Consider the following 25,810-nt stretch of genomic DNA (forward strand, 5'->3'; position numbering starts at 1 on the left):
CGTAATCTGCAAGCTCTTCCATGTGCGTTGTTGAGGGTTGATCCATGTTGCATCGCAGTGCTCGCTCTTATCGTCGGACGCTGACAGGCCTCGCCATTGCCACACTGGTAGTCGGTAGCGGCATGCTGAGCGCGCGAGAAAGGCCAGCGCCGGCAGGCTCGGTGATCGCCACCGATGCGCGTGGATATCTTGAAAAAGAACAGTTGCCCGACAGCCTGCGCCTGGTGCCGCCACCGCCGCAGGACGGCAGCGCCGCGCTGGCCAACGACGAAGCCATCGCCAAGGCCATGCTCGCGTTGCGCGGCACACCACGTTGGAACCTGGCCACACAGGACGCCGCACTGGCCTTCCCCGCTGCTGCCGGTCACTTCAGCTGCGCGCTCGGCATCCAGATCGATCAGGCCCACACCCCGCATCTGCTGCGCCTGCTCGAACGCAGCATGCGCGACGCCAGCAGCAGCACCAGCGCGGCCAAGGCACGCTACCAACGCCCGCGACCGTTCATGCGCAACGACCAACCGATGTGCACGCCCGCCGACGATGCAGCGCTGCGCAAGAACGGCTCCTACCCCTCCGGCCACACCGCCATCGGTTGGAGCTGGGGCCTGATCCTGGCCGAACTCGCCCCCACACAACGCGACGCCCTGCTCGCCCGAGGCCGCGCCTTCGGCGACAGCCGCCTGGTCTGCAACGTGCACTGGCAAAGCGACGTCATCCAGGGCCGCATGATGGCCGCCGCCACCGTCGCCGCCTTGCACGACAACCCAGCGTTCCAAAAAGACCTGGCTGCCGCACGCCGCGAGATCGCGCAGGCGCGTGCGAAGCAAGCTGCAACTCCCGCGGCATCGCCCAGTTGCGATGCCGAAAACGCGGCACTGCATACAGTGTTGCCCGGTGTGATGTAAGCGGTACGACAGGATCGGGTCACTGCGACCTGCTCCAGACAACCCGGCCACTGCGCGTTGGACCATGCATCCAACGTCTGTTGAATACGCGGTATTGGACCTCGACTGATCCCGGCCTCGGCATCACTCCGCCGGACACTGGCCGGCCACAGACGCATTGAGTAGATCGACTACGTTGATCGAGACCGCCTGGCCTCGATCCCTCTGCGCGCGCGTCCGGCGCCAGCCCTTCCCGCATGTTCTGCATGATCAATGCGAGCCGATGCTCACCAACCCGGCCGACCGGCCTGGCATTTGCCCGTTCACGGCAATAGACATCTCGCTGTCCGTCCCCACCGCATGACATGTCGCAGCGGCGCTTCGCTCGGTCGGGCAGCGTGCTCACTGTCGGCGAAGGCGCCAGATGCGTACTCGCCGCCTGGACGAAGACGTGGGACGAAGACACCAGCCGCGTTGGACCGGAGGGGACAGGCGCTCAATACATGAATCCGACAAGCAATTCCTGGCCCGGAAGCCCTATTTCATCAAAAAGTTCCCGGAAGATGACATCTCCGTAAATCTTGGGTTAATCTTCAGACAGCCTTCAGGAAAGTGACGGGCTCGGTTGGTCAGGTTTTCTTGAAGCGCCTTCCCCCTCAATTGCCACAGGCAGTTGAGTTTTTACGTCTTGCAGTCGGTGTGACGGTACTTCATCAGGAGAGAGAGGAATGACACGTCCAGGGGTTCGTAGTGCCTTGTCCAAGAACATCACACGCAGTGCCTTGAGCATTGCGCTGAGCATGTGCGTTGCCGGCGGTGTACAAGCCCAAAGCGCGGTTGGCTCCATTTTCGGTACCGGGCAGCCAGGCAGCACCATCGCCATTCAAAGCCCGCAGACGGGCGTGAGCCGCTCGGCCACTGCCGCTGCCGATGGCCGATTCACGTTCAGTCAGCTGCCGCCGGGTAAATACGTAATCACCGCGGATGGGGTCACTCGCGAGGTCGAGGTCAAGGTCGGTAGCGGCTCGCAGGTACTGCTTGGCAGTCAGGCCAAAACGCTTGACCGGATCGAGGTGGTAGGCGCGCGTGCTTTCAATCCAGTCGACGTGTCCTCGGTGGAATCCACCACAGTATTCACTGCCGAGCAGATGGTTTCTCTACCGGTTGCCAGCGATGTCTCCTCGGTCGCGTTGCTCGCGCCTGGCGCAGTCCGCGGCGATAGCGGCCTGGGCGCAGGCAATCTCGCCTCGTTCGGCGGCTCGTCGGTGGCCGAGAACGGCTATTACATCAATGGCTTTGACGTGACCAACATGCGCACGTTCCTGTCGTTCGCCAACGTGCCGTTCCAGGGCATTGGCCAGCTGCAGGTCAAGACTGGTGGCTATGGCGCCGAGTACGGCCGCTCATTGGGCGGAATCATCAGCATCGTGACCAAGTCCGGTTCCAACGACTGGCATTACGGCGGTAGTGTCGAATGGGCGCCGGACTGGGGCGCAGCAGCGGGCAAGGACGTGCGCGAGCGCGACCCTGATGCTGCGGACCCGCTGTACCAGTACCGCAGCGACAATCAGTTCGATAGCACCATTTACTCGGCCTATGCCAGCGGCCCACTCATCAAGGACCGCTTGTTCTTCTTCGCGATGGTCGAGGGCCGTGAGGAAACTGAAGACACGTTCGATGCATTGACTAGCCGACGCGTCAGCGACACGACACCGCAGGGCTTGGTCAAACTTGATTGGTATATCAACGACAGCAACCTCGTTGAATTCACTGGTATCTACAACCAGGCCAAGACCAAGTACCGCACCTACGAATACAACACCGACGCCAACGGCGACAACCGCTACAACGTCGGCCGGCACGAAGTGCCAATCGAACAGTACGAGATGGAAAACGGGGGCAAGGTCGGCATCCTCAAGTACACCGGCTACTTCACCGACAACTTCACCTTGTCGGCGCAATACGGCTACCTGAGCAATCTCATCGAATCACGCCTGCCGACCGATCCAGCCGGCAGTGATTGCCCGTGGGCCTATAGCTTCGGGCTGACAACCAGCGTGGTCGATCGCTACATCGGCTGCAACCCGGGCACGATTTCCACCATTGCCGACCGCGATGCCGAGCCCGACGAAGATATCCGCAAAGCGTTCCGCGTCGACGGTGAGTGGGTACTGGGCGATCACCGGTTGCGTTTTGGTGTCGATCAGGAAAAGTACGAATCCAGCCACCGCGGACGGACCTATGCGGGCGGCATCAACTGGGCCTACTACACGGTGCCTGGCAATTCTGTGGCCACCGGCGCGTTTGCCGGGCAACCGGGCCGCACGGTAAACGGCCAACTGGTACCGCGCGGTGCGCTGTATGCGCGCTCGCGCGTTTTTCAAAGCAGTAGCTCCACATATGAGAACACTAACAGCGCGTTTTACCTGGAAGACAATTGGCAGGTCACCGAGAACTTCCTGGCCGTACTCGGCTTGCGCGGTGAGAAGTTCGAAAACAAGAACGGCGATGGCATTGCATGGATCGAGTCCGATTACAAAATGGCACCACGCTTGGGCTTCTCCTGGGATGTCCTGGGCGACTCCAGCCTGAAACTGTTCGGTACCGCTGGTCGCTACTACATCCCGGTAGCGAGCAACTCCAGCATCCGTGCCACCGGCGCAGAATCGACCGTGTCCAACTGGTACTTCGTCAACGGCTGGAGCGAAGCAGACGGTACGCCGGTGGGCCAAGGCGCGCAGATCGGCCAGACCCAGACCAATGGCTCGCTCACCGCACCCAACCCCGCGTCGGTTGCTTCCACCAATCTCTCTCCTATGTATCAGGATGAAGTGATTTTGGGCGGTCAGCTGCAGCTGACAGAGAACTGGATGGCTGGCGTACGCATGATCCGCCGCGAAGTGAAGTCGGGCATGGACGATACCTGCACGACCAATCCGTGGATCGATTGGGCAGCGGACAACGGCTTTACCGACTTCGATCCGAGTTCGGTCCCGAACTGCTATTTCCTGAATCCGGGTAGCGACGTCACCATCAATGTCGATCTGAATGGCGATGGTGAACTCGAACTGGCGACTTTGCCGGCCTCGTATCTCGGCCTGCCGGAATATCGCCGCCTCCACACCGCACTGGAGTTCTTCTGGGAGCGCACCGGCGAGAAGTTCAACTTCCAGGGCTCCTATACATTTGCCAGAACACGCGGCAATGTGGAGGGATACGTCAATTCCACCCTGGAACAGGAAGATCCGGGCCTGACACAGGACTTCGACCACCGTTTGTTCACCGACGGCACTTACGGGCCGACACCGAACGATCGTCAGCACACGCTCAAATTGTTCGGTGCCTACAACCTCACACCCGAATGGCAATTCGGCGGCAACCTGGTGCTCCAGTCAGGACGTCCGATCAACTGCCAGGGTTATATCCCGCTGGACGATATCCCGCAGCCTGATCAGGGCACGCTGAGTGGTTACAGCGGTTCGAGCTTTTACTGCTTGAATGCACAAGGCACACGCGTGCTGCGCCAGCGTGGTGATGAAGGGCGTACGCCGTGGACCTGGACCTTCGATCTGGCTGCGGCCTACATCCCCAACTGGGCCGACAACAAGCTGCGCTTCAAGCTAGACGTCTTCAACCTGTTCAACAACGACAGGGTCACCGAGTACAACGAGTTCAGTGAGGCGTCTCGCGACGTGATCAGCCCCAACTACTTGAACGATCAGAATTATCAGACGCCTCGTTCATTCCGCCTGACCGCACGCTACGACTTCTGAATCGCGGTATGCGTGTCTGCCACACGAATCCGGCCTCGAGAGAGGCCGGATTTCTTTTAACTGGCGAATGCAGATTCTTCGCCGCGCGTTGCACTTCGCCCCATCACTTCCCGATACAAAAGCTCGAAAAGATCTTGCCCAGCAACTCGTCGGCGCTCAGCTTGCCGGTGATGTCGCCGAGTGCTTCGTGCGCCAGACGCAATTCTTCGGCAGCCAGTTCGAGCTGTTCGAAACCCAGTTCCAGATCTGCCGCGTCTGCATGCTGGTCGGCGCGGCGCAGTGCCTCGACATGCCGTGTGCGTGCGGAAAATTCGCCTTCCACACTGTCCATGCCATCACCCAGCGCCAGTTCGCGCAGACGCACGTGTAACTGCTCCAGTCCATGCCCGGTCACTGCCGAGACCGCGATCGCGTCACTATCCAGGTGTGCAGGTTCGGCAAGCAGATCGCACTTGTTATGGATCCACAACTGCCGCGGCACCGCATCGATGGCATCGCCGATCGCATCGCGTGCGGTTTGCGGGTCGCGTGCATCCAGCACGACCAGCGCCAGGTCGGCGCGCTGCAGTTCGGCGCGTGCGCGGCGCATGCCTTCGCGTTCGATCGCATCGCCGCCGTCGCGCAAGCCCGCAGTGTCGACCAGCGTCAACTCGAAGCCATCGAGCTGGATGGTTTCCTGCAAGGTGTCGCGGGTGGTGCCAGCGACATCGGTGACGATGGCGCGCTCGCTGCCGGCCAGTGCATTGAGCAAGGAACTCTTGCCGGCGTTAGGCGGGCCGATCAACACCGCATGCAAGCCATCGCGCAGTTTGCGTCCGCGTTCGGCATCGCGCAGCAACTGCGCGAGCAAGCCGCGTGCCTGCGTCAGTCCATCACGCACCTGCGTGCCGCCCAGCGTATCCAGCGGCTCATCGGCAAAATCGATCGCCGCCTCCACGTGGATGCGCAGACGCGTGAGGCTGTCGCTGACTGCATCGACGCGGCGCGAGAACACACCATCCAGGGAACGTCGCGCTGCACGCGCCGCGCGCAGATCGCCGGCGGCAATCAGGTCGGCGATGGCTTCTGCCTGCGCAAGATCGAGTTTGCCGTTGAGAAACGCACGCTCGCTGAATTCGCCCGCGCGTGCCTGCCGGGCGCCCAGTGCGATACAACGCGCCACCAATTGCCGCAGCAGCACCGGGCTGCCATGGCCTTGCAGCTCCACCACGTCTTCGCCGGTAAAACTGTGCGGCGCCGGAAACCACAGCGCGATGCCGTCGTCGATCACCTCGCCCTGCGCGTCGCGAAAGCGTGCGTAGCGCGCGTGCCGTGGCTGCAACGTGGCAATGCCCAGCGCGGCGGCGATCTGCGCAGCCTGCGGGCCGGACAGCCGCACGATGCCGATGCCCCCGGTTCCGGCGGCACTGGCGATGGCAACAATGGTCGATGGCGAAGAAGACATAGGCTGTTGGTACGGCGTGTGGTCAGAGACGTTGCAATTGCGTGCGTGCCTGGGCGGCGCCACTGCCTTGCGGCTGCAACTCCAGATAGGTGGAGTAGGCTTTACGTGCTTTCTGGCGCTCGCCGGCTTTTGCGTAAGCATCGCCGAGATTGAGATAAGCCACCGCGCGCGATGGATCTATTTTCAAAGTATTTTCCAGCCAACGCGCCGATTCGGCGAAGCGCTCCTGCCGGTAATACACAAAGCCCAAGTTGTTGGCGGCCAGTGCGAAATCCGGGCGCAGCTTCAAGGCTTCGGCAAACTGCTCGGCCGCTTCTGCATAGCGTTTTTCCTTGTACAACTGCAGGCCACGCTCGTTGGCCAGCTGCGCACGCTGACGGTCGCTGCTCTTCACCGCAGTGGGCAGTACCAGCTTGGCTTCCCCGCCCTGCAAGGTCTTTACCGTCACCGGTGCTGCGGCCACTGCGGCGCCGCCGGTCGTCGCCGCATCCACGCGCCCGTTGAGCGCAATCGCATCGGCAGACAGCTGCGCGGTATCGGCGGTGAGAAACTCTTCGCCGCTCGGCACCTGAAACACGAACTCGCCGCCTTGCGATCCAGGCAAGCTGCCGAACGCCGGCGTTTGCGCCGACACCGCCGAGACCGCCGGCGCGACATACGCTGCCAGTTCGGTGCCGGTGATCAAACCATCGCCATTGAGATCGCCCTTGCCGCCAAGCGCCTGCAGCAGCACCCAGGTAAAGACCGAGTGCCCATTCGGGCCGCTATCTGCCACTTGCTGATCGGCGCCGCCGGCGGTGAGCATCTGGCGCGCAATGCGTCGCGCGTTCTCGCGCAAATAAGCACTGGATGTCGGCCCGCCACGGGTCAGTCCCAGCCCGCTGTAGCACGCGTCCATCACGAACAACACGTGTTTGGCCTGCAGACTCTCGGCGATATTTTGCAGATCGCTCATCGCGATCGCGTCGCTGGCCAGATGCTCCGGATCCGAATCGACCGGAATGATGTAGCCCAGATCGCGCCCGGAAGCGAGCCGGCGCGTGGCGCCATGCCCGGCGAAGAACACGAACACGCGGTCATTGGTCTGTGCGCGGCCCTCGCCAAGGCGGTCGTGGAACGCGGACAGAATATTGTTGCGAGTGGCTTCACCGTTCTTGAGCACAATCACTTGCGAAGACGGAAATCCCAGCGGTCCGGTCAGCGTACTAGCGATCGCTTGTGCATCGTTGGCCGCATATTCGAGCTTGGGCCAATGCGCGTAATCGTCGATCCCGATCACGATCGCCCACGAGTTGGCGTAGCCCGTCGTCACGGTCGCTTCGGCTGCAGCGCTGGGCGCGCGCGCCACCGAAAAGTCACGGCCATTCCAGCCGGCGAATTGGTAGCCATCGGCGATCAAGCGATCCAGGATCTGCGGCAGCGCCTTCACCGCACGGTCGTGGATGTCATGGAACAACACAATGCCGCGCTGCTCCTTGTTCACCTGGTCGAGCACGCGTTGCACGATCGATTCGGGCACCGGGTCGGCCCAGTCCATCGAATCGATGTTCCACATGATTGACTTCAGGCCCGCTTCGCCCAGCAACTGCAAGCCTTCGGCATTACGCGCGCCATACGGAAACCGGAACAGCGGCGCACGTTTGTCGTCCACCGCACGCAGTAGCGTGTCGGTATCCAGCACCTGGCTGCGCAACGCATCGCCGGTGGTCTTGGACAACTGCGCATGGGTCAGGCTGTGGTTGCCTACCGCATAGCCTTCTTCCATCAGCGCATGGCTGATCTTGGATAACGGGGCAAGTTTCGGCTTGTCGTCAGCATCCAGGCTGCCGAGGTTGCGGCCGACCTCGAAGAACACCCCCGGCACCTCGTAGCGTTTAAGAATCGCCACGATCTCCTCGGTATAGGCCTTGTGCGGGCCGTCGTCGAAGGTCAGCACCACCGTCTTGGGCGGCAGATCGCGGCCGAAGATTTCGCTGTCGCTATCGCGCGCGGAGAACGGATACGGCTCCACCACGCCGTGGTCGCGCAGAATCTTCTCGCGCGTGTAAAGCGTGCGCAGATGCGCAACGTAGTCATCCCACTTTTCGCGCTTGGGCACGATCGCACGGCTGCGGTCGAAGCGGCTAAAAATCTGCGTCAGCTCTTTGTTGTAGCTGCGCTCGATCTCATCCAGCGCCTCCAAGTCCTCGCCAATACGTTGATGCAGTTTCACTGCCGGCAATGCCGAATCGCGGCCGATGCGTGCATGCAGATCGCGTAGCACTTCGCGAAACGCCAGGCGGTCGGCATCGTAGAGATCCGGTGCCGATTCCACCTCATCCAGCACTGTGGCGATCGCGGCAAAACGGCTTGATTCGCGCGAGCTCAGCACGGTTTCAAACGCAGCGGCAATGCGTTCGCGTTGTTCCAGATTTTCATGGAACAACTGCTGGCCCACGCTGCTGGAGGTGGCGCGATCGCGTGGTGACTGTGTGCCTTCGTCGGCCAGCAACACGATGATGCGGCGGTGCCGATCCAGTTGCTCACGCAGCTGTGCAATTAGCGCACGCGCCTTGGCGGCGTCGCCCGTTTGCGCGGCTGCATTGGCTGTGCCGCCAGCCGGTGGTGCCGAAGCGGGTGCAGGGGTGCCCGCATCGCGCTTGCCACAGCCGGCTAGCGCCAACACGCACGCGCAACTGGCGCACAGCAACAGGCGATGCAACGGCGATAACATCACGAGGGCGTCCTTGGCATGGATTAAGACAGGTGCGGAGTTACATGCAGAAAGCCCGCCTTGCGGCGGGCCTTCTTCAGATCACTTGGCGTTGGCCTGGATGATCTTGCTCGGCTTCTCGCCGTGCTGGCGGATCATCCACCACTGGATCAGCAGACCCAGGCCACCGTTGACCACCCAGTACAGCACCAGGCCGGCCGGCATGAAGGCCATCATGACGCCGAACACCAGCGGCATGAACTGCATCATCTTGGCCTGCATCGGGTCCATGCCCGGGGTCGGGGTCAGCTTTTGCGTGGCCCACATGATGGCGATGTTGAGCACTGGCAGGATGAAGTACGGATCGCGCGCGGTCAGATCCTGGATCCAGCCCAGCCACGGCGCCTGACGCAGTTCCACCGATTCCACCAGCACCCAGTACAGCGCGAAGAAGATCGGCATCTGGATCAGCAGCGGCAGGCAGCCGCCCATCGGGTTGATCTTTTCCTTCTTGAACAGCTCCATCGTCGCCTGCTGGTACTTGACGCGATCGTCGCCATAACGCTCCTTCAACTGCGCCAGGCGCGGCTGGAAGCGGCGCATCTTGGCACCGGACTTGTACTGCGCGGCCGACAACGGATACAGCGCCAGGCGCAGCAGCACCACCAGGCCGATGATGGCCCAGCCCCAGTTATGCAGGAAGCTGTGCAGATGGCTCAGCACCCAGAACAGGCCCTGGCCGATGATGGCCATGATCGAGAAGCGGCTGTAATCGACCACACGGTCCAGGCCCTTCACGTCTTCCTTGGCGATCAGGCTGACCAGCTTCGGGCCCACCCACAGGCGCGCCTCGGTGCTGGCGGTCTGACCCGGCGCCACGGTGAAGGCCGGGCCGCGCAGCTCGGCCACGTCACGCGGGCCGTCCTGGTTCAGCACATACAACGAGGCCTGGTCCTTCTGCGGAATCCATGCGGTAAAGAAGTGGTGCTGCAACAGCGCCACCCAGCCACCGGTGATCTGGCGATTGAGGCCGCCATCGTCCATGTAGTCCTTGAACGCGCGACGCTCGTAGCCTTCCTGCGGGCTATACCAGGTCGCCCCGTTGAAGCTGAAGGAATCCGGGTTGGTCATGCCGCGGCTGAGGATGGTCGGCACCCGGCTCAACTTGCGGAACACGTAGCCATTCCACGGCGCGCCACTCTTGTTGATCACCTCGTCCTTGATCGAGATCGCGTAGCGACCACTTTCCAGGGTGAAGGTGCGGCGGATCGACACGCCGTTGGGGCCATTCCACACGAACGGCACCACCAGGGTGTTCTGGCCCTTGGCCAGCTCGAACGCGGTGCCCGGCTGTTCGGCACGGAAGCCGCCCACGCCCGGTACCGGCGAATGCTCGCTGGCCCAGCCGCTGGTGGCGTTGTATGGGTGCGCGGCGTCTTCGGTCAGCAGGCTGACCGGCGCGGTGCCGTCCTTGGTCTGCGGAAACTGCAGCAGCTCGGCATCCAGCACGCTGCGGCCGTCCAGCTTCAGACGCAGCACGTCCGAGGTTAGGGTGACCACCGGCGCAGCCCCGGCAGCGGCCGGAGTTGCCGCAGTAGTGCTAGTGGCTGACACCGTGCCTGGCACGCCCGCCTGCGGGATGGCCTGGGCCGCCGGCACATTGGCCGGCGTCGCAGCCGCATCCAGATCGCGCGCAGCCGGTACCGACTGGGTCGTTGCCACAGCCGGCGCATTGGCAGCCGTCTTCTCCTTGCCCCACTCCATCCATAGCAACGCCGCGACCATCAGCCAGGCAAAAATCAGGAAAACACGGGTCTGGTTCATCGGGCAGCAACTCGCTCAGTCGGAACTACAGTTCCGGCTCTGTCGGGGAAAGGGAGGATGGGTGCATCGTCCTGGCGGGCGGCATTGTGCCGGGCGCAGCAGGCAGGGGCAATGCGCCGGCACGGCGCAGCAGACGCAAGAAGGCGTCACGAATCTGTGGATTGGTCGCTTTTGCGGCGGCCGAGCGCGCCACGATGACATAATCGCCACCGGCCAGCTCGGGCAACAGGTGCCGCATGGCATCGCGCAACACGCGTTTGATGCGGTTACGTCCAACCGCACGCGTATCGACCTTGCGCGACACCGCCATGCCCAGGCGCGGCGGCGTATCGCCGGCCCGCCAGTGCAGGCTGAGCAACGGGTCCGAGGTGCGACGTGCAGTATCGAAAACGACCGTATATTGCGCACGCGTACGAACCCGCGCAGAGCGAGGAAATCGCCTGCACGGGTTCGATGCGTTCACGGTAGGGACTGCCTCGGCCGCGGGGAGCGGCGCGGCAATCAAGCGCTCAGGCGCTTGCGGCCCTTGGCGCGGCGGCGAGCCAGGATCTTGCGGCCGTCGGCAGTTGCCATACGTGCGCGGAAGCCATGGTCGCGTGCTCGCTTGAGGTTGCTGGGTTGGAAAGTACGCTTGGTGGCCATGGGGCCCTCTGCATGGATGGAGACGAATAGAACCGGAAATTCTATAGGACCTCTACAGGGCCGGTCAACTCCCCAAACGCTTTACCGCAGGTGAGGATGTCAGCAGCCTGTGGATGGACCTGTGAATAAGTCTGGGAAAACCCTGCCCTCGGTGCTAGTCTGGCCCATCCTCTTTTCACTACCGGGCTGCGAGCACGGCGCTTTTCTGCGCGCCGCAGCCAGCAACAGATGATCATACTTTGATGGATGCTTGGCCCCGCTGTCTGGAACGTCTCGAAGCTGAATTCCCGCCCGAAGACGTCCACACCTGGTTGAAACCCCTGCAAGCCGAAGACCGCGGCGACAGCATCGTGCTGTACGCGCCGAATGCCTTCATCGTCGACCAGGTCCGTGAGCGCTATCTGCCGCGCATCCGCGAACTGGTGGCGTACTTCGTCGGCAATGGCGAGGTGGCGCTGGCGGTCGGCTCGCGTCCACGTGCGCCTGACCCGTTGCCGGCACCGATGGCCGCGCCCAGCGCGCCGGCTGCCGCGCCGATCGTGCCGTTTGCCGGCAACCTGGATTCGCACTACACCTTCGCCAATTTCGTCGAAGGCCGCAGCAACCAGCTCGGTCTTGCCGCTGCCATCCAGGCCGCGCAGAAGCCCGGCGACCGTGCGCATAACCCGCTGCTGCTGTACGGCAGCACCGGCCTGGGCAAGACCCACCTGATGTTCGCCGCCGGCAATGCGCTGCGCCAGGCCAATCCGGCCGCCAAGGTGATGTATCTGCGCTCGGAACAGTTCTTCAGCGCGATGATCCGGGCGCTGCAGGACAAGGCGATGGACCAGTTCAAGCGCCAGTTCCAGCAGATCGATGCGCTGTTGATCGACGACATCCAGTTCTTCGCCGGCAAGGACCGCACGCAGGAGGAGTTCTTCCACACCTTCAACGCGCTGTTCGATGGTCGCCAGCAGATCATCCTGACCTGCGATCGCTATCCACGCGAAGTCGAGGGCCTGGAGCCGCGGCTGAAGTCGCGTCTGGCCTGGGGCCTGTCGGTGGCGATCGACCCGCCGGATTTCGAGACCCGCGCGGCCATCGTGCTGGCCAAGGCACGTGAGCGCGGCGCCGACATTCCGGACGACGTGGCGTTTTTGATCGCCAAGAAGATGCGCTCCAACGTGCGCGACCTGGAAGGTGCGCTCAATACGCTGGTAGCACGCGCCAACTTCACCGGCCGCTCGATCACCGTGGAATTCGCCCAGGAGACGCTGCGCGACCTGCTGCGCGCCCAGCAGCAGGCGATCGGCATCCCCAACATCCAGAAGACCGTGGCGGACTATTACGGCCTGCAGATGAAGGATCTGCTCTCCAAGCGGCGCACCCGCTCGCTGGCGCGTCCACGCCAAGTGGCGATGGCGTTGGCCAAGGAGCTCACCGAACACAGCCTGCCGGAGATCGGCGACGCCTTTGCCGGCCGCGACCACACCACCGTGCTGCATGCCTGCCGGCAGATCCGCACGCTGATGGAAGCCGACGGCAAGCTGCGCGAGGACTGGGAAAAGCTGATTCGCAAGCTCAGCGAGTGAGCCGTTGCGTCCCTTGACGGCCCGCTTGGAGAAAAGCGTGGAAACGTTGGGGTCAAATGCGGGAGAATCTGTGGATAACGTTGCCTCGCGGTTCGAGCGAAAAACTATCCACAGGTTTTACCGCTAGACCAGGGGCACTAGTCCAACGACTTTCAGGCGCTGAAATGTCTTTGGAAACAAATAGTTATGGTGGTTATCCGCTGAAAACGGCCCTACCATCACCACCAAGCTTTTGATTTATTCCATTATCTTTTAAAGCATAGGGGCACGGAACCACATGCGTTTTACACTGCAGCGCGAAGCCTTCCTGAAACCGTTGGCCCAAGTGGTCAATGTGGTCGAACGCCGTCAAACCCTGCCTGTTCTGGCCAATCTGCTGGTGCAGGTCAAGGACGGACAGGTCTCGTTGACCGGCACGGACCTGGAAGTAGAAATGATCTCGCGCACGATGGTGGAAGACGCGCAGGACGGCGAAACCACCATCCCGGCCCGCAAGTTGTTCGACATCCTGCGCGCCCTGCCCGACGGCAGCCGCGTCACCATCTCGCAGACTGGGGACAAGGTCACCGTGCAGGCTGGGCGTAGCCGCTTCACGCTGGCTACGCTGCCTGCCAACGACTTTCCTTCGGTGGACGAAGTCGAGGCCACCGAGCGTGTGGTGGTGCCGGAAGCTGGGTTGAAGGAGCTGATCGAGCGCACCGCGTTCGCCATGGCCCAGCAGGACGTGCGCTATTACCTCAACGGCCTGCTGTTCGATCTGCGCGACGGCCTGCTGCGTTGTGTGGCCACCGACGGCCACCGTCTGGCGCTGTGCGAGATGGAGCTGGAGAAAGCCGGCGGCGCCAAGCGTCAGATCATCGTTCCGCGCAAGGGCGTCACCGAATTGCTGCGTCTGCTGGAGGCGGCGGATCGTGAAGTCGAGCTGGAAGTCGGTCGCAGCCATATCCGCGTCAAGCGCGGCGATGTGACCTTCACCTCCAAGCTGATCGATGGCCGCTTTCCGGATTACGAGGCAGTGATCCCGATTGGGGCCGACCGTGAGGTCAAGGTTGACCGTGAAGCACTGCGTGCCTCGCTGCAGCGTGCTGCGATTCTGTCGAACGAGAAGTACCGCGGCGTGCGTGTGGAGGTCTCTCCCGGTCAGCTCAAGATCAGCGCGCATAACCCGGAGCAGGAAGAAGCGCAGGAAGAGATCGAGGCCGATACCAAGGTCGACGACCTGGCGATTGGCTTCAACGTCAATTACCTACTCGACGCCCTCTCCGCGTTGCGCGATGAGCATGTGGTGATCCAGCTGCGCGATGCGAACTCGTCTGCATTGGTGCGTGAAGCAAGCAGCGAGAAGTCGCGTCATGTGGTGATGCCGTTACGTCTTTGACGTTGCGTTCCACGTGGAACACGAAAGGCCCGGCATTGCCGGGCTTTTTTTGTTTTGAGGACAGCGCGCCTGAAGCCGGTGCTGTATCGGACTATCGAAAACAAATGGGTCTTGCTCTGCCGTGATTCCCGTTTCATTGCCGAGTTGCAGTTGGGTGCCTGTCCGATGTCGGTGGTGCACCGCATTCTGAAGCGAGGCTGCCATCGGTGGGGTTAGGTCGTGCTTACGGAGTTAGTCCTCGGCCTGTAACAGCGCGCCGTCGGCCAATCGCGGTTAAGAGCAAGATGACATCCGCGGCAGAAGTCTGAACGAGTTCACTTCTGAGCGATCAGGAACATTGCCGGCTGAGGCGAACCGGTATCTTCCATCGTCCGATCTGGTGGGCATTTCAAGTGCGTTTTTGACTTATGCACATCTAGCTTTGCTTTTAAATCTAGAAATAACTTAAGAGCTTGGTGGTGATGGTAGGACCAGATTTCGCCGAAAACTACCTTAAGTTATTGTTTCAATGAGATTTTTAGGTCTCGAAACCCTGTGTTTTTAGCCCTATTTACCGGTCTGTAACCTGTGGATAAGCTAAAGGGCGCTCCTGAGCCTCGAACTTATCCACACGTTATCCCCTACCTGTCCTTGCCCGGCTTTCACAGGCGTTTGCACGGAATCGGCAGCGATCACGTATCCTGCGCCCCGACCGGGACGCCGGATTAGCTCAGAGCAAACCGATCGATGCACGTTGTGCGGTTGTCCATTCATCGACTGCGTCGTTTCCAGACCGTCGAGCTTCATCCCGCCAGTTCCTTGAACTTGTTTACCGGCGATAACGGCGCCGGCAAAACCAGTGTGCTCGAGGCGCTGCATTTGATGGCCTATGGCCGCAGTTTCCGTGGGCGGGTGCGCGATGGGCTGATCCAGCAAGGCGCCGACGATCTGGAAGTGTTCGTGGAATGGCGCGAGCGCAGCGGCGAGACCAGCGAACGCTCGCGTCGCGCAGGTCTGCGCCATAGCGGCCAGGAATGGACCGGCCGGCTGGATGGGGAAGATGTCGCGCAGTTGGGGTCGTTATGCGCCGCGCTGGCGGTGGTAACGTTCGAACCGGGCAGCCATGTCTTGATCAGCGGCGGTGGCGAACCACGCCGACGCTTCCTGGACTGGGGCTTGTTCCACGTGGAACCTGACTTCCTGGCGCTATGGCGGCGTTATGCACGTGCGCTCAAGCAGCGCAACGCCTTACTCAAGCAGGGCGCACAGCCGCGCATGCTCGATGCCTGGGATCACGAGCTCGCCGAATCCGGTGAAACCCTGACGTCGCGGCGCCTTCGCTACCTGGATCGCCTGCAGGAACGTCTGATTCCCGTTGCAAGCGCAATCGCCCCCTCGCTAGGGCTGTCTGCGCTGACGTTCGCGCCGGGGTGGAAGCGCCATGAGGTCTCGCTCGCCGACGCGTTGCTGTTGGCACGGGAACGCGACCGCCAGAATGGCTACACCTCGCAGGGACCGCACCGCGCCGACTGGACGCCTGCCTTCGACGCGCTGCCGGGAAAGGATGCGCTTTCGCGTGGCCAGGCCAAGCTGACTGCCCTCGCCTGTCTGCTGGCGCAGGCGGAAGATTTCGCCCGCGAACGGGGCGAATGGCCGGTGATTGCATTGGACGATCTGGGTTCTGAGCTGGATCGACACCACCAGGCGCGCGTCTTGCAGCGGCTCGCCTCGGCGCCTGCGCAGGTACTCATCACCGCGACCGAAATACCGCCGGGGCTTGCAGACGCAGGCGAACTGCTCCATCGGTTCCACGTGGAACACGGGCAAATCGCCGTTCAAGTCGCGTCGGAGTAGGCAACCACGGCACACGTGGGCCGACTGGTATAATTTGTGCGCTATCCCCCTTTTCCCACGGCGCGATGCGGCTCCTGCCGCCCTCGCCCGTGTTGTGGAGCTAACGGCACTCGCATGACCGAAGATCAAAACACCCCGACCACACCTAACAGCACCTACGATTCCAGCAAGATCACCGTGCTGCGTGGCCTGGAAGCCGTCCGCAAGCGCCCCGGCATGTACATCGGCGATGTCCATGACGGCACCGGCCTGCATCACATGGTGTTCGAGGTGGTCGACAACTCGGTCGACGAGGCCCTGGCCGGCCATGCCGACGACATCGTGGTCAAGATCCTGGTCGATGGCTCGGTCGCCGTGTCGGACAACGGCCGCGGCGTGCCGGTCGATATCCATAAGGAAGAAGGCGTGTCGGCGGCCGAGGTCATCCTCACAGTGCTGCATGCCGGCGGCAAGTTCGACGACAACAGCTACAAGGTTTCCGGCGGCCTGCACGGCGTGGGCGTGTCGGTGGTCAATGCGCTGTCCGAGCACCTGTGGCTGGACATCTGGCGCGACGGCTTCCACTACCAGCAGGAATACGCGCTGGGCGAGCCGCAGTACCCGCTCAAGCAGCTGGAAGCCTCGACCAAGCGCGGCACCACGCTGCGTTTCAAGCCGGCCGTGGCGATCTTCAGCGATGTCGAGTTCCATTACGACATCCTGGCGCGGCGTCTGCGTGAGCTGTCGTTCCTCAATTCCGGCGTCAAGATCGCGCTGATCGACGAACGTGGCGAAGGCCGTCGCGACGATTTCCACTATGAAGGCGGCATCCGCAGCTTCGTGGAGCATCTGGCCCAACTGAAGTCGCCGCTGCACCCCAACGTGATCTCGGTGACCGGCGAGCACAACGGCATCGTGGTGGACGTGGCCCTGCAGTGGACCGACGCCTACCAGGAAACCATGTACTGCTTCACCAACAACATCCCGCAGAAGGATGGCGGTACCCATCTGGCCGGTTTCCGCGCCGCGCTGACGCGCGTGCTCAGCAACTACATCGAGCAGAACGGCATCGCCAAGCAGGCCAAGGTCGCCCTGACCGGCGACGACATGCGCGAAGGCATGATCGCGGTGCTGTCGGTGAAGGTGCCCGACCCCAGCTTCTCCTCGCAGACCAAGGAAAAGCTGGTCAGCTCGGACGTACGCCCGGCGGTGGAAAACGCCTTCGGTGCGCGCCTGCAGGAGTTCTTGCAGGAAAATCCGAACGAAGCCAAGGCCATCACCGGCAAGATCGTCGACGCCGCGCGTGCGCGCGAAGCCGCGCGCAAGGCGCGCGATCTGACTCGCCGCAAGGGCGCCCTGGACATCGCCGGCCTGCCGGGCAAGCTCGCCGACTGCCAGGAAAAGGACCCGGCGCTGTCGGAACTGTTCATCGTCGAGGGTGACTCGGCAGGTGGCTCGGCCAAGCAGGGCCGTAACCGCAAGAACCAGGCGGTGCTGCCGCTGCGCGGCAAGATCCTCAACGTCGAGCGCGCGCGTTTCGATCGCATGCTGGCCTCCGACCAGGTTGGCACGCTGATCACCGCGCTCGGCACCGGCATCGGCCGCGACGAGTACAACCCGGACAAGCTGCGCTACCACCGCATCATCCTGATGACCGACGCCGACGTCGACGGCTCGCACATCCGTACCCTGCTACTGACCTTCTTCTACCGGCAGATGCCGGAGCTGATCGAACGCGGCTACATCTACATCGGCCTGCCGCCGCTGTACAAGCTCAAGCAAGGCAAGAGCGAGCTGTATCTCAAGGACGACGCGGCGCTCAACGCTTACCTGGCCAGCAACGCGGTCGAGGGCGCGGCGCTGATCCCCGCCACCGACGAGCCGCCGATCACCGGCGAGGCGCTGGAAAAATTGCTGATGTTGTTCACCGGTGCCAACGAAGCGATCGCGCGCAATGCGCACCGCTACGACCCGGCGCTGATGACCGCCTTGATCGACCTGCCGCCGCTGGATGTGGCAAAGCTGCAGGCCGAAGGCGACCAGCACCCAACCCTGGACAAGCTGCAGGCGGTGCTCAACCGCGGCACCCTGGGCACGGCGCGCTACCAGCTGCGCTTCGACCCGGCCACCGACAGCACCTCCGCCACGCTGGTGGCGGTGCGCAAGCACATGGGCGAGGAATTCACCCAGGTGCTGCCGATGGGCGCGTTCGAAAGCGGCGAACTGCGTCCGTTGCGCGAGGTGGCGTTGGCGCTGGATGGTCTGGTGCGCGAAGGCGCGCAGATCGTGCGCGGCAACAAGACCCACCCGATCACCAGCTTCGCGCAGGCGCATGCCTGGTTGCTGGAAGAGGCCAAGAAGGGCCGCCAGGTGCAGCGCTTCAAGGGCCTGGGCGAAATGAACGCCGAGCAGCTGTGGGAAACCACGGTCAACCCGGATACGCGTCGCTTGCTGCAGGTACGCATCGAAGACGCGGTGGCCGCCGATCAGATCTTCAGCACCTTGATGGGCGATGTGGTCGAACCGCGCCGCGATTTCATCGAGGACAACGCGCTGAAGGTGTCCAACCTGGATATCTGAGCCTTCCGTCGTACGCGCGCGCGTCGCCTTGGCGATGCGCGCGCGGGCGCGGTTTTTCGCAGGACGACGATGAGCGCAGATTCTCCAACGACCCCGGTTCCGGCCTCCGCTGCCGGCAAGTCCCGGTTGTTTCCCGCACTACTCGGCTTCTGGATCGACGTGCTGATCGCCACCGGCCTGCTGCTGACGCTCAGCGTGGCCGGCTTTGCGCTGTGGGGGGCGGCACGCGGCTTCAGCCATGTGCAGGCGGCCAAAGCGCAGGGCCTGACGCCCTCTTCCGCGCAGATCATGGCCGCGATCGGTCAACCCGGGGTGCTGGTGCAGTTGCTCACTGCACTGGTCAGCACCGCCACGCCGGCGGTGCTGCTGTACTACTGGCGTCGCCGGGCCACCGCTGGCGAACAGGCCGCCTCGCGTGCCGCCACGCGGCGTGCCTCGACCTGGGGCTGGACCGGCCTGATTGCCGTCTCCGTGTTCGTGCTGAGCAATCTGGTCAGCGTCGCGGCATCGGCGCTGGGCATCAAACCGGTGCCGACCAACCTGCCGCTGATGGAAGAAGCGATCAAGCAATGGCCGCTGGCGCTGGTGGTGTTCGCCGTGCTCATCGCCCCGGCGTACGAGGAATTGCTGTTCCGGCGCGTGCTGTTCGGCCGCCTGCTGGCCGCCGGTCGCCCGTGGCTGGGCATCGCGCTGAGCAGCGCGATCTTCGCGCTGGTGCATGAAGTGCCCGGCATCAGCGGCAACGGCCCGGCCGCCATCGCCCAGTTGTGGCTGATCTACGGCAGCATGGGTGCGGCATTCGCGTGGCTGTATTGGCGCACCGGCACCCTGTGGGCACCCATCGCCGCGCACGGCATCAACAACGCAACAGCCCTGGCCGCGCTGTACTTTTTCGGGGTCGGCTGACCCGTTTGACGAAAAGTTAAGACGAGCCTGCCAAAATGCCCCCAGGGTTCCAGGGGGATTGAATGAAAGCCAGGCTGTTGATCGTTGTTGCCGTCCTTACGTTGACGGCATGTGCCACCACAACTTCGCCGACCGGCCGCCGACAGGTGGTGGGAGGCGTCACGCAAGACCAACTCGACAAGCTTGGCGCGGAGTCGTTTGCGCAGACCAAGGCCAAGGAAAAGGTCAGCACCGACGGCAAGCAGAACGCCTACGTGCAGTGCGTGGTCAATGCGCTGGTGGCGCAATTGCCGCCGCAATGGCGCGAAACCCGTTGGGAAACAGCGCTGTTCGTCGACGACGAAGCCAATGCGTTCGCGCTGCCCGGCGGCAAGGTCGGCGTGAACACCGGTATCTTCACCGTCGCCAAGACCCAGGATCAGCTGGCCGCCGTGCTCGGTCATGAAATCGGGCATGTGATCTCGCGCCACCATGAAGAGCGCATCACCCGCCAGCTCGGCGCGCAGACCGGCCTAGGCATCATCGGCGCGCTGGCTGGCGCGGCCTACGGCGATGGCGCGGCCAGTGCGGTGAACCAAGTCGGCGGCATGACCGCGCAGACGGTGTTCCTGCTGCCTGGCTCGCGCACCCAGGAGAGCGAGGCCGACGTGGTCGGACAACGCCTGATGGCGCAGGCCGGCTTCGACCCTGCCCAAGCGGTGACGCTGTGGCAGAACATGATGGCCGCCAGTGGCAACCGCCAGCCGCAATGGCTGTCCACTCACCCCGATCCGGCCAATCGCATCCGCGAACTGCAGGCCGACGTCAATCAGCTCGAGCCGGTCTACAAGCAGGCGCGACAAGACGGCCGGGCGCCACGCTGTGGCTGAAACCGCCCTGATACGTACCGAATATCGCAACACAGCATGGAAACCGTTTTCGGGAACTGAGACTTTCTGCTAAGTTTGCCGGCTCAGATTTTTCGTACAGCTTCCATTCCGCTTTTCGTACCGCCCGACGGCGGCTCGTCCGAGGTGAATCATGAAACTGCTCAAGCGCAAGCAAGCCCTGTTGTCCCTGTTCATCGCCGCGTCGCTGGGCGGGGCTGTCGTCGCCGATGCGGTCGCGCAGTCGGATCGCTCGTCCGAGCGTGCCAGCCGCAAGTCCAAGAGCAGCGGCAAGGCCGAAGAGCTGTACCCGCAGTCCACCCGCGCCGCGCCGACGATCAAGCCCTCGTCCAAGCTGGGCAGCAAGCTGCAGAAGCTGATCGAAACCTTCAACAAGGGCGAGGACTACCCTGGCGTGCGCACCCAGGCCGATGAAATCCTGGCCAATTCCGCCGCCAATGAAGCCGACAAGGCGCTGGCCGCGCAGCTTGCTGCACAGGCCGCGTACAACACCGACGACACCGCCGCTGCCAAGAAATACCTGCAGCAGGCGATCGGTCTGAATGCGCTGGACAACAACGGCCAGTTCCAGTCGATGCTGATGCTGGCGCAGTTGCAGATGCAGGACGACCAGCAGGCCGAGGGCCTGGCCACGCTGGACAAGTACCTGGACGAGAGCAAGTCGCAGCGCCCGGAAGATCTGATCCTCAAGGGCCAGGCGCTGTACCAGGCCGAGCGGTACAAGGAGGCGATCCCGGTGCTGAAGCAGGCCATCGCCGCCTCGCCCGAGCCGAAGGACACGTGGAACCAGTTGTTGATGGCTGCCTACGCCGAGGCCGGCCAGACCGGCGAGGCCGTCGCGACCGCCGAGGCGATCGCCGCCAAGACGCCGAACGACAAAAAGGCCCAGCTCAATCTGGCCAGCATGTATATGCAGGCCGACCAGATGGACAAGGCCGCAGCCGTCATGGACAAGCTGCGCGCTGCCGGGCAGTTGACCGAGGAGAAGGAGTACAAGCAGCTGTACTCGATCTACGCCAACACCGAGAACAAGGAAAAGGACGTCATCGCTGTCATCAACGAAGGTATGCAAAAAGGCATCCTCAAGCCTGATTATCAGACATACCTCGCGTTGGCGCAGTCGTATTACTACAGCGAGGACGTGCCCAAGGCAGTCGAGAATTGGCAGAAAGCCGCACCACTTTCCAAGGACGGCGAGACCTATCTGAATCTGGCCAAGGTGCTGCATTCGGAAGGGCGTATCCCCGAAGCCAAGCAGGCTGCCCAGCAGGCGATCGCCAAAGGCGTCAAAAAACCTGAAGACGCAAAGAAGATCATCAACCTGAAGTAAAAAAGAAAATAAACCCCCGAAATCCCTGTGTTTTTAGTGGTTACAGGACTCGGGATTGGTATAAGCTTGGGAGTTCCTGCGGTGTCAAAGCCGTCCGAAAACCTGGGGATCATCACCGTGATCCGGGGCCCCCACTGAAAGAGCCATTGGCGCATGACGGAACAACTCGTTATCCACAGGCATGACTATGATGCCGGGAACCAGGGTCTGAGCTGGGCCCGCATTATCGGCATCGCGTTTGTAATTGCTTTGCACCTCACTGCACTGATGATGTTGCTGATCCCTGCAGTGGCGCCGAAGGCTCCGGCTGAGAAGGAGCGCACCACCATGGTCACCTTGGTGGATGCACCGCCTCCTCCCCCGCCGCCGCCGCCGCCGCCGCCGCCGGAAGACAAGCCGCCGCCGCCGGTCAAGAATCTGTCGCCGCCGAAGCCGTCACCGGTTCCGCCGCCGCCGGAAGCTCCGGTAGTCGACGTTCCCGAACCCCGTCCTAGCGATATCGTCACGCCGCCGAGCCCACCGTCTCCGCCGCAACCGCCGAATGACATCGGCGCCAGTGTCGATATCTCGTCCAAGAACATGAACCCGCCGAAGTATCCGCCGGCTGCATTCCGTGCCGGTGTACAAGGTGAGGTCATCCTGATCGTGGATGTGGATGCAAGCGGCAACGTGACCAATGTGTCGGTCGAAAAGTCCAGCCGCAACCGCGACCTTGACCGTGCCGCGATGGACGCAGCACGCAAGTGGAAGTTCAATGCTTCCACTGTCAACGGGCAGAAAGCCGCCGGACGTGTCCGCGTCCCGGTCAACTTTGCTCTGAACTGATCCACGGGCCGGCTACGGCCGGCCCAGGATCCTGTCTTCCTTTCGCTCCACCCTTCATCACCACACACAACAAAGGTAAGCGTCATGCTGCAGGAATTCTTTATCGCCGCCGCTGCAGGGGGCTCCAATCCGTCGGCCGCTCTTTCGCAGATGGGCTTCGAGCATCTGATCACCGAAATGACCTCTCAGCCCGGCGACTTCGCCGTGTCCTGGGTCGTTCTGATCACCCTGATCGCCATGTCCGCTGCCTCCTGGTACTGGACCGTCATCAACATTTTCCGCGCCACCCGTCTGAAGAGCGCGGCTGACCGCGTCACCACCGCGTTCTGGGATGCCCCGAATGCACAGGACGCCATCCGCGCCATGGAAGAGCAGCCGGCTTCCGAGCCGTTCTCCAAGATCGCGCTGGACGCAGCCCAGGCTGCCGCTCACCACCAGCGTGCCGAAGGCACCAGCGCCGGCGGTCTGGGCGAGAGCCTGAGCCGTTCCGAGTTCGTTGATCGCGCCCTGCGTCAGGCCGTGACCCGCGAAAGCACCCGTCTGCAGTCCGGCATGACCCTGCTCGCCACCGTCGGTGCGACCGCACCGTTCGTCGGTCTGCTCGGTACCGTGTGGGGCATCTACGGCGCGCTGATCAAGATCGGTGCAACCGGTTCGGCTTCCATCGACGCCGTTGCCGGCCCGGTGGGTGAAGCGCTGATCATGACCGCGATCGGTCTGTTCGTCGCCATCCCGGCGGTGTTCGCGTTCAACTTCTTCTCCAAGGTCAACAGCTCGGTGATCGCCAAGTTCGACACCTTCGCTCACGACCTGCACGACTTCTTCGCCACTGGTTCGCGCGTTCGCTAATCCGTAGTAAAGAACGACTTCGCAACGATTTAGACGGAGCCCGTTATGGCCTTCAGTAGTGGAAACAGCGGTGGCCCGATGGCCGACATCAATGTGACGCCCCTTGTGGACGTGATGTTGGTGCTGCTGATCATCTTCATCATTACGGCACCGCTGATGTCCCATAAGGTCAAGGTGGAGCTGCCCGAGGCCAACCTGGTCCAGAAGGAAGAGCCGGAGAAACGTGCCGCGCCGATCACCCTGGCCGTCAAGGAAGACGGGTCGCTGTACTGGAACGACGAGCCGGTCTCCAAGGAAGCCTTGGAGTCGCGCCTGTCCACCGCCGCACAGCAGACACCGCAACCGCCGCTCAACCTGCGTGGCGACCGCACGACCAAGATGCGTACGATCAACGAGATCACCAAGATCGCGCAGGGTCAGGGCATGTTGGACATCGGCTTCGTCGCGACCAAAGAGAAGGGGCAGTAAGCCATGGCATTCAGTACCGGTGGAAACCGTGGCCCGATGGCCGATATCAACGTCACGCCCCTGGTGGACGTGATGTTGGTGCTGCTGATCATCTTCATCGTGACCGCGCCGATCATGACCTACCCGATCGCCGTGGATCTGCCGCAGCGGGTGCTCAACCCGCCACCGCAGACGACCGAACCGCCGCCGCCGATCGAGTTGCGGATCGACGCCAGCAACCAGGTGTTCTGGAACAACAGTCCAGTGCCGGTGGCTCAGTTGCAGCAGAAGATGGAAGAAGTGATCGCCAGCGATCCGACCAACCAGCCGGAACTGCGCATCGATGCGAACCAGGACGCGGAGTACGAGGTGATGGCCAAAGTCCTGGCTGCGGCAAAGAACTCGCAGATGAAGAAAATCGGCTTCATGCAGTAAGACATCGCAAGACCGCAACACAACAGTCATGACGCGACTGCAAACGCCACCGGAAACGGTGGCGTTTTTTATGCGTGATCGATTCGCAGCGCGACGCTTCGGCTCGCTGGTCGAGCATTGTTTTTGCACTGCGGCCAGTGCAAATGCGGAATATGCAGTGATGGCCAAGGTATTGGCTGCGGCAAAGAACGCGCAGGCCGATCGCATCAGTTTTGTGCAGTAGATAATGCAGTTACTAATGAAGTAAATGGTGCAATAAATAGCGCAACGGGGCAGAAAAACACTGCTCCGTTGCGAGTAATGGGATGCATAACGTGCAGCCGCCTTAAAGCAACCGAGAAAAACGACAAAACGCAGCGGCCGGCCATCAGGCGTCTGGACCGCACGCGAGAATTCGGTGTCATCTGCGACCTCAAGACCGCCGAGCTCCGTGTTTCGGTAAGTGCCGTTGCTTCGATAGACGCGCTTAGACGATTGAATCTCTCAAGCGCCAATCGACGAATTGCGCAATATCTCCAGATACGCACGCACAGTCGCATCCAGACCTCGATACAAGGCTTCGCTCATCAGCGCGTGGCCGATCGAGACTTCGAGCACGCCGGGGACAGCGTTGAGAAAATCGCCAAGGTTGTCCTGCGACAGATCATGCCCGGCATTGATGCCCAGACCTGCGGCGCTGGCACGTTGCGCGGCGCCGGCAAACAGCGCGAATGCAGCGTCTGGTTGCCCGCTCAGATGCGCCTGCGCATACGGGCCGGTGTACAACTCGATGCGGTCTGCACCGAGCACCGCCGCTTGAGCGATCTCGGCATTACCGGCATCGACGAACAAACTGACGCGCGCACCAATCGCTTTGAATGAGGCAATCAGCGCGGCGAGTTGTGCGGGGTCTTGCGCAAAATCGAAACCGTGATCGGAGGTTAGTTGCCCGTCGCCGTCGGGCACCAGGGTGACCTGCTCGGGACGCGTGAGGCGACACAGCTCCAGCAGCCCCGGATAACCATCGCGTGGTGGCGCGAACGGATTGCCTTCGATATTGAATTCGACCGCGTGCTCGCGCGTCAGCGCGCTCAGCGCCAGCACGTCGTCGGCGCGGATATGCCGCTGGTCCGGGCGCGGGTGCACGGTGATGCCGTGCGCACCGGCTGCGATACAGGTACGCGCAGCCTGCACGACATCGGGGTCGTGCCCGCCGCGCGAATTGCGCAGCACTGCGATCTTGTTGACGTTGACGCTGAGCTGGGTGGTCACAACATCGCTCTCAGGCCTGCGGCTCGCCATCGCGCGTGGCGGCGAGCGCGGCCGCCTTGCGGGCCTCGGCCACTTCGCGCAGGCGGCGCAGCTCTGCAGGGTCGATCATGCTGCTGGTATCGCGCTGGGTATCGTCCATGCGCGATGCGAACCAGCCGCGCGTCCACAGCAACAGCAGCAGCAATGCCACCAGCAGCGAGACCACCAGCAACCACACGTGCGGCGTGCTGAAAGCCAGCACCAGCGCACCCAGTGCCATAAGCAGAAACAGCCAGTGCAT

At 62.6% G+C, this 25,810-nt stretch carries 21 protein-coding genes; 14 read left to right on the forward strand and 7 right to left on the reverse strand.

The annotated features are described in order from the left end of the window. Positions 1-44 precede the first annotated feature (44 nt). The gene (locus FFY45_RS10520) at positions 45-905 is read left to right on the forward strand and encodes an acid phosphatase (protein WP_176340395.1); all 861 of its coding nucleotides are present in this window, start codon (positions 45-47) and stop codon (positions 903-905) included. A 707-nt stretch (positions 906-1,612) separates the two neighbouring features. Then, positions 1,613-4,657 carry a TonB-dependent receptor gene (locus FFY45_RS10525; protein WP_176340396.1) on the forward strand — a complete coding sequence of 1,015 codons (3,045 nt, stop codon included), beginning with the start codon at positions 1,613-1,615 and terminating at the stop codon, positions 4,655-4,657. A gap of 103 nt (positions 4,658-4,760) precedes the next feature. Here FFY45_RS10525 and mnmE read toward each other — a convergent pair whose 3' ends face one another. The 5 genes from mnmE to rpmH all read right to left on the reverse strand — a co-directional run bounded on the left by mnmE (position 4,761) and on the right by rpmH (position 11,259). Beyond that, positions 4,761-6,101 carry a tRNA uridine-5-carboxymethylaminomethyl(34) synthesis GTPase MnmE gene (gene mnmE, locus FFY45_RS10530; protein ID WP_176340397.1) on the reverse strand — a complete coding sequence of 447 codons (1,341 nt, stop codon included), beginning with the start codon at positions 6,099-6,101 and terminating at the stop codon, positions 4,761-4,763. 22 nt (positions 6,102-6,123) lie between these two features. Then, entirely contained in the window at positions 6,124-8,814 is a 2,691-nt protein-coding gene (locus FFY45_RS10535; protein WP_217902531.1) for a polysaccharide deacetylase family protein, read from the reverse strand. A gap of 81 nt (positions 8,815-8,895) precedes the next feature. Further along, positions 8,896-10,617, reverse strand: a complete 1,722-nt coding sequence (yidC, locus tag FFY45_RS10540; protein ID WP_176340399.1) for a membrane protein insertase YidC — start codon at positions 10,615-10,617, stop codon at positions 8,896-8,898. A gap of 25 nt (positions 10,618-10,642) precedes the next feature. Beyond that, positions 10,643-11,080, reverse strand: a complete 438-nt coding sequence (rnpA, locus tag FFY45_RS10545) for a ribonuclease P protein component (RefSeq protein WP_176340423.1) — start codon at positions 11,078-11,080, stop codon at positions 10,643-10,645. A 38-nt stretch (positions 11,081-11,118) separates the two neighbouring features. Then, positions 11,119-11,259, reverse strand: a complete 141-nt coding sequence (rpmH, locus tag FFY45_RS10550) for a 50S ribosomal protein L34 (protein WP_002805908.1) — start codon at positions 11,257-11,259, stop codon at positions 11,119-11,121. A gap of 242 nt (positions 11,260-11,501) precedes the next feature. On the opposite strand from rpmH, the gene dnaA reads away from it, so the two are divergent. From dnaA to FFY45_RS22455, 12 genes are all read left to right on the forward strand, one after another. After that, on the forward strand, positions 11,502-12,830 hold the full coding sequence (gene dnaA / locus FFY45_RS10555) for a chromosomal replication initiator protein DnaA (protein ID WP_006451790.1): 1,329 nt from the start codon (positions 11,502-11,504) through the stop codon (positions 12,828-12,830). A gap of 277 nt (positions 12,831-13,107) precedes the next feature. Further along, the gene (gene dnaN, locus FFY45_RS10560) at positions 13,108-14,208 is read left to right on the forward strand and encodes a DNA polymerase III subunit beta (RefSeq protein WP_006451791.1); all 1,101 of its coding nucleotides are present in this window, start codon (positions 13,108-13,110) and stop codon (positions 14,206-14,208) included. A 726-nt stretch (positions 14,209-14,934) separates the two neighbouring features. After that, the gene (gene recF / locus FFY45_RS10565; protein ID WP_176340400.1) at positions 14,935-16,041 is read left to right on the forward strand and encodes a DNA replication/repair protein RecF; all 1,107 of its coding nucleotides are present in this window, start codon (positions 14,935-14,937) and stop codon (positions 16,039-16,041) included. A gap of 114 nt (positions 16,042-16,155) precedes the next feature. Beyond that, a complete protein-coding gene (gene gyrB, locus FFY45_RS10570; protein ID WP_006451793.1) occupies positions 16,156-18,600 on the forward strand; it encodes a DNA topoisomerase (ATP-hydrolyzing) subunit B in 2,445 nt (814 codons plus the stop codon). A 69-nt stretch (positions 18,601-18,669) separates the two neighbouring features. After that, a complete protein-coding gene (locus FFY45_RS10575; protein WP_176340401.1) occupies positions 18,670-19,506 on the forward strand; it encodes a CPBP family intramembrane glutamic endopeptidase in 837 nt (278 codons plus the stop codon). 62 nt (positions 19,507-19,568) lie between these two features. Continuing rightward, on the forward strand, positions 19,569-20,375 hold the full coding sequence (locus FFY45_RS10580) for a M48 family metallopeptidase (protein ID WP_006451795.1): 807 nt from the start codon (positions 19,569-19,571) through the stop codon (positions 20,373-20,375). A gap of 151 nt (positions 20,376-20,526) precedes the next feature. Continuing rightward, positions 20,527-21,723 carry a tetratricopeptide repeat protein gene (locus tag FFY45_RS10585; protein WP_023901931.1) on the forward strand — a complete coding sequence of 399 codons (1,197 nt, stop codon included), beginning with the start codon at positions 20,527-20,529 and terminating at the stop codon, positions 21,721-21,723. Positions 21,724-21,876: 153 nt separating this feature from the next. Then, positions 21,877-22,548, forward strand: coding sequence for an energy transducer TonB (locus tag FFY45_RS10590; RefSeq protein ID WP_006451797.1), 672 nt, complete (start codon positions 21,877-21,879; stop codon positions 22,546-22,548). An 84-nt stretch (positions 22,549-22,632) separates the two neighbouring features. Beyond that, the gene (gene exbB / locus FFY45_RS10595; protein ID WP_006451798.1) at positions 22,633-23,397 is read left to right on the forward strand and encodes a TonB-system energizer ExbB; all 765 of its coding nucleotides are present in this window, start codon (positions 22,633-22,635) and stop codon (positions 23,395-23,397) included. Positions 23,398-23,442: 45 nt separating this feature from the next. Further along, on the forward strand, positions 23,443-23,865 hold the full coding sequence (locus tag FFY45_RS10600; protein WP_023901932.1) for an ExbD/TolR family protein: 423 nt from the start codon (positions 23,443-23,445) through the stop codon (positions 23,863-23,865). Positions 23,866-23,868: 3 nt separating this feature from the next. Beyond that, positions 23,869-24,279, forward strand: a complete 411-nt coding sequence (locus FFY45_RS10605) for an ExbD/TolR family protein (RefSeq protein WP_023901933.1) — start codon at positions 23,869-23,871, stop codon at positions 24,277-24,279. Between the two features lie 70 nt (positions 24,280-24,349). Continuing rightward, a complete protein-coding gene (locus FFY45_RS22455) occupies positions 24,350-24,502 on the forward strand; it encodes a hypothetical protein (protein WP_439333525.1) in 153 nt (50 codons plus the stop codon). Positions 24,503-24,762: 260 nt separating this feature from the next. Here FFY45_RS22455 and FFY45_RS10615 read toward each other — a convergent pair whose 3' ends face one another. Further along, complete coding sequence (locus tag FFY45_RS10615) at positions 24,763-25,530, reverse strand: pyridoxine 5'-phosphate synthase (RefSeq protein WP_176340402.1); 768 nt, start codon at positions 25,528-25,530, stop codon at positions 24,763-24,765. 10 nt (positions 25,531-25,540) lie between these two features. Continuing rightward, positions 25,541-25,810 carry a hypothetical protein gene (locus FFY45_RS10620; RefSeq protein WP_055829268.1) on the reverse strand — a complete coding sequence of 90 codons (270 nt, stop codon included), beginning with the start codon at positions 25,808-25,810 and terminating at the stop codon, positions 25,541-25,543.

Source organism: Xanthomonas hortorum, assembly GCF_011305375.1.
GTDB classification, from domain to species: domain Bacteria; phylum Pseudomonadota; class Gammaproteobacteria; order Xanthomonadales; family Xanthomonadaceae; genus Xanthomonas; species Xanthomonas hortorum_E.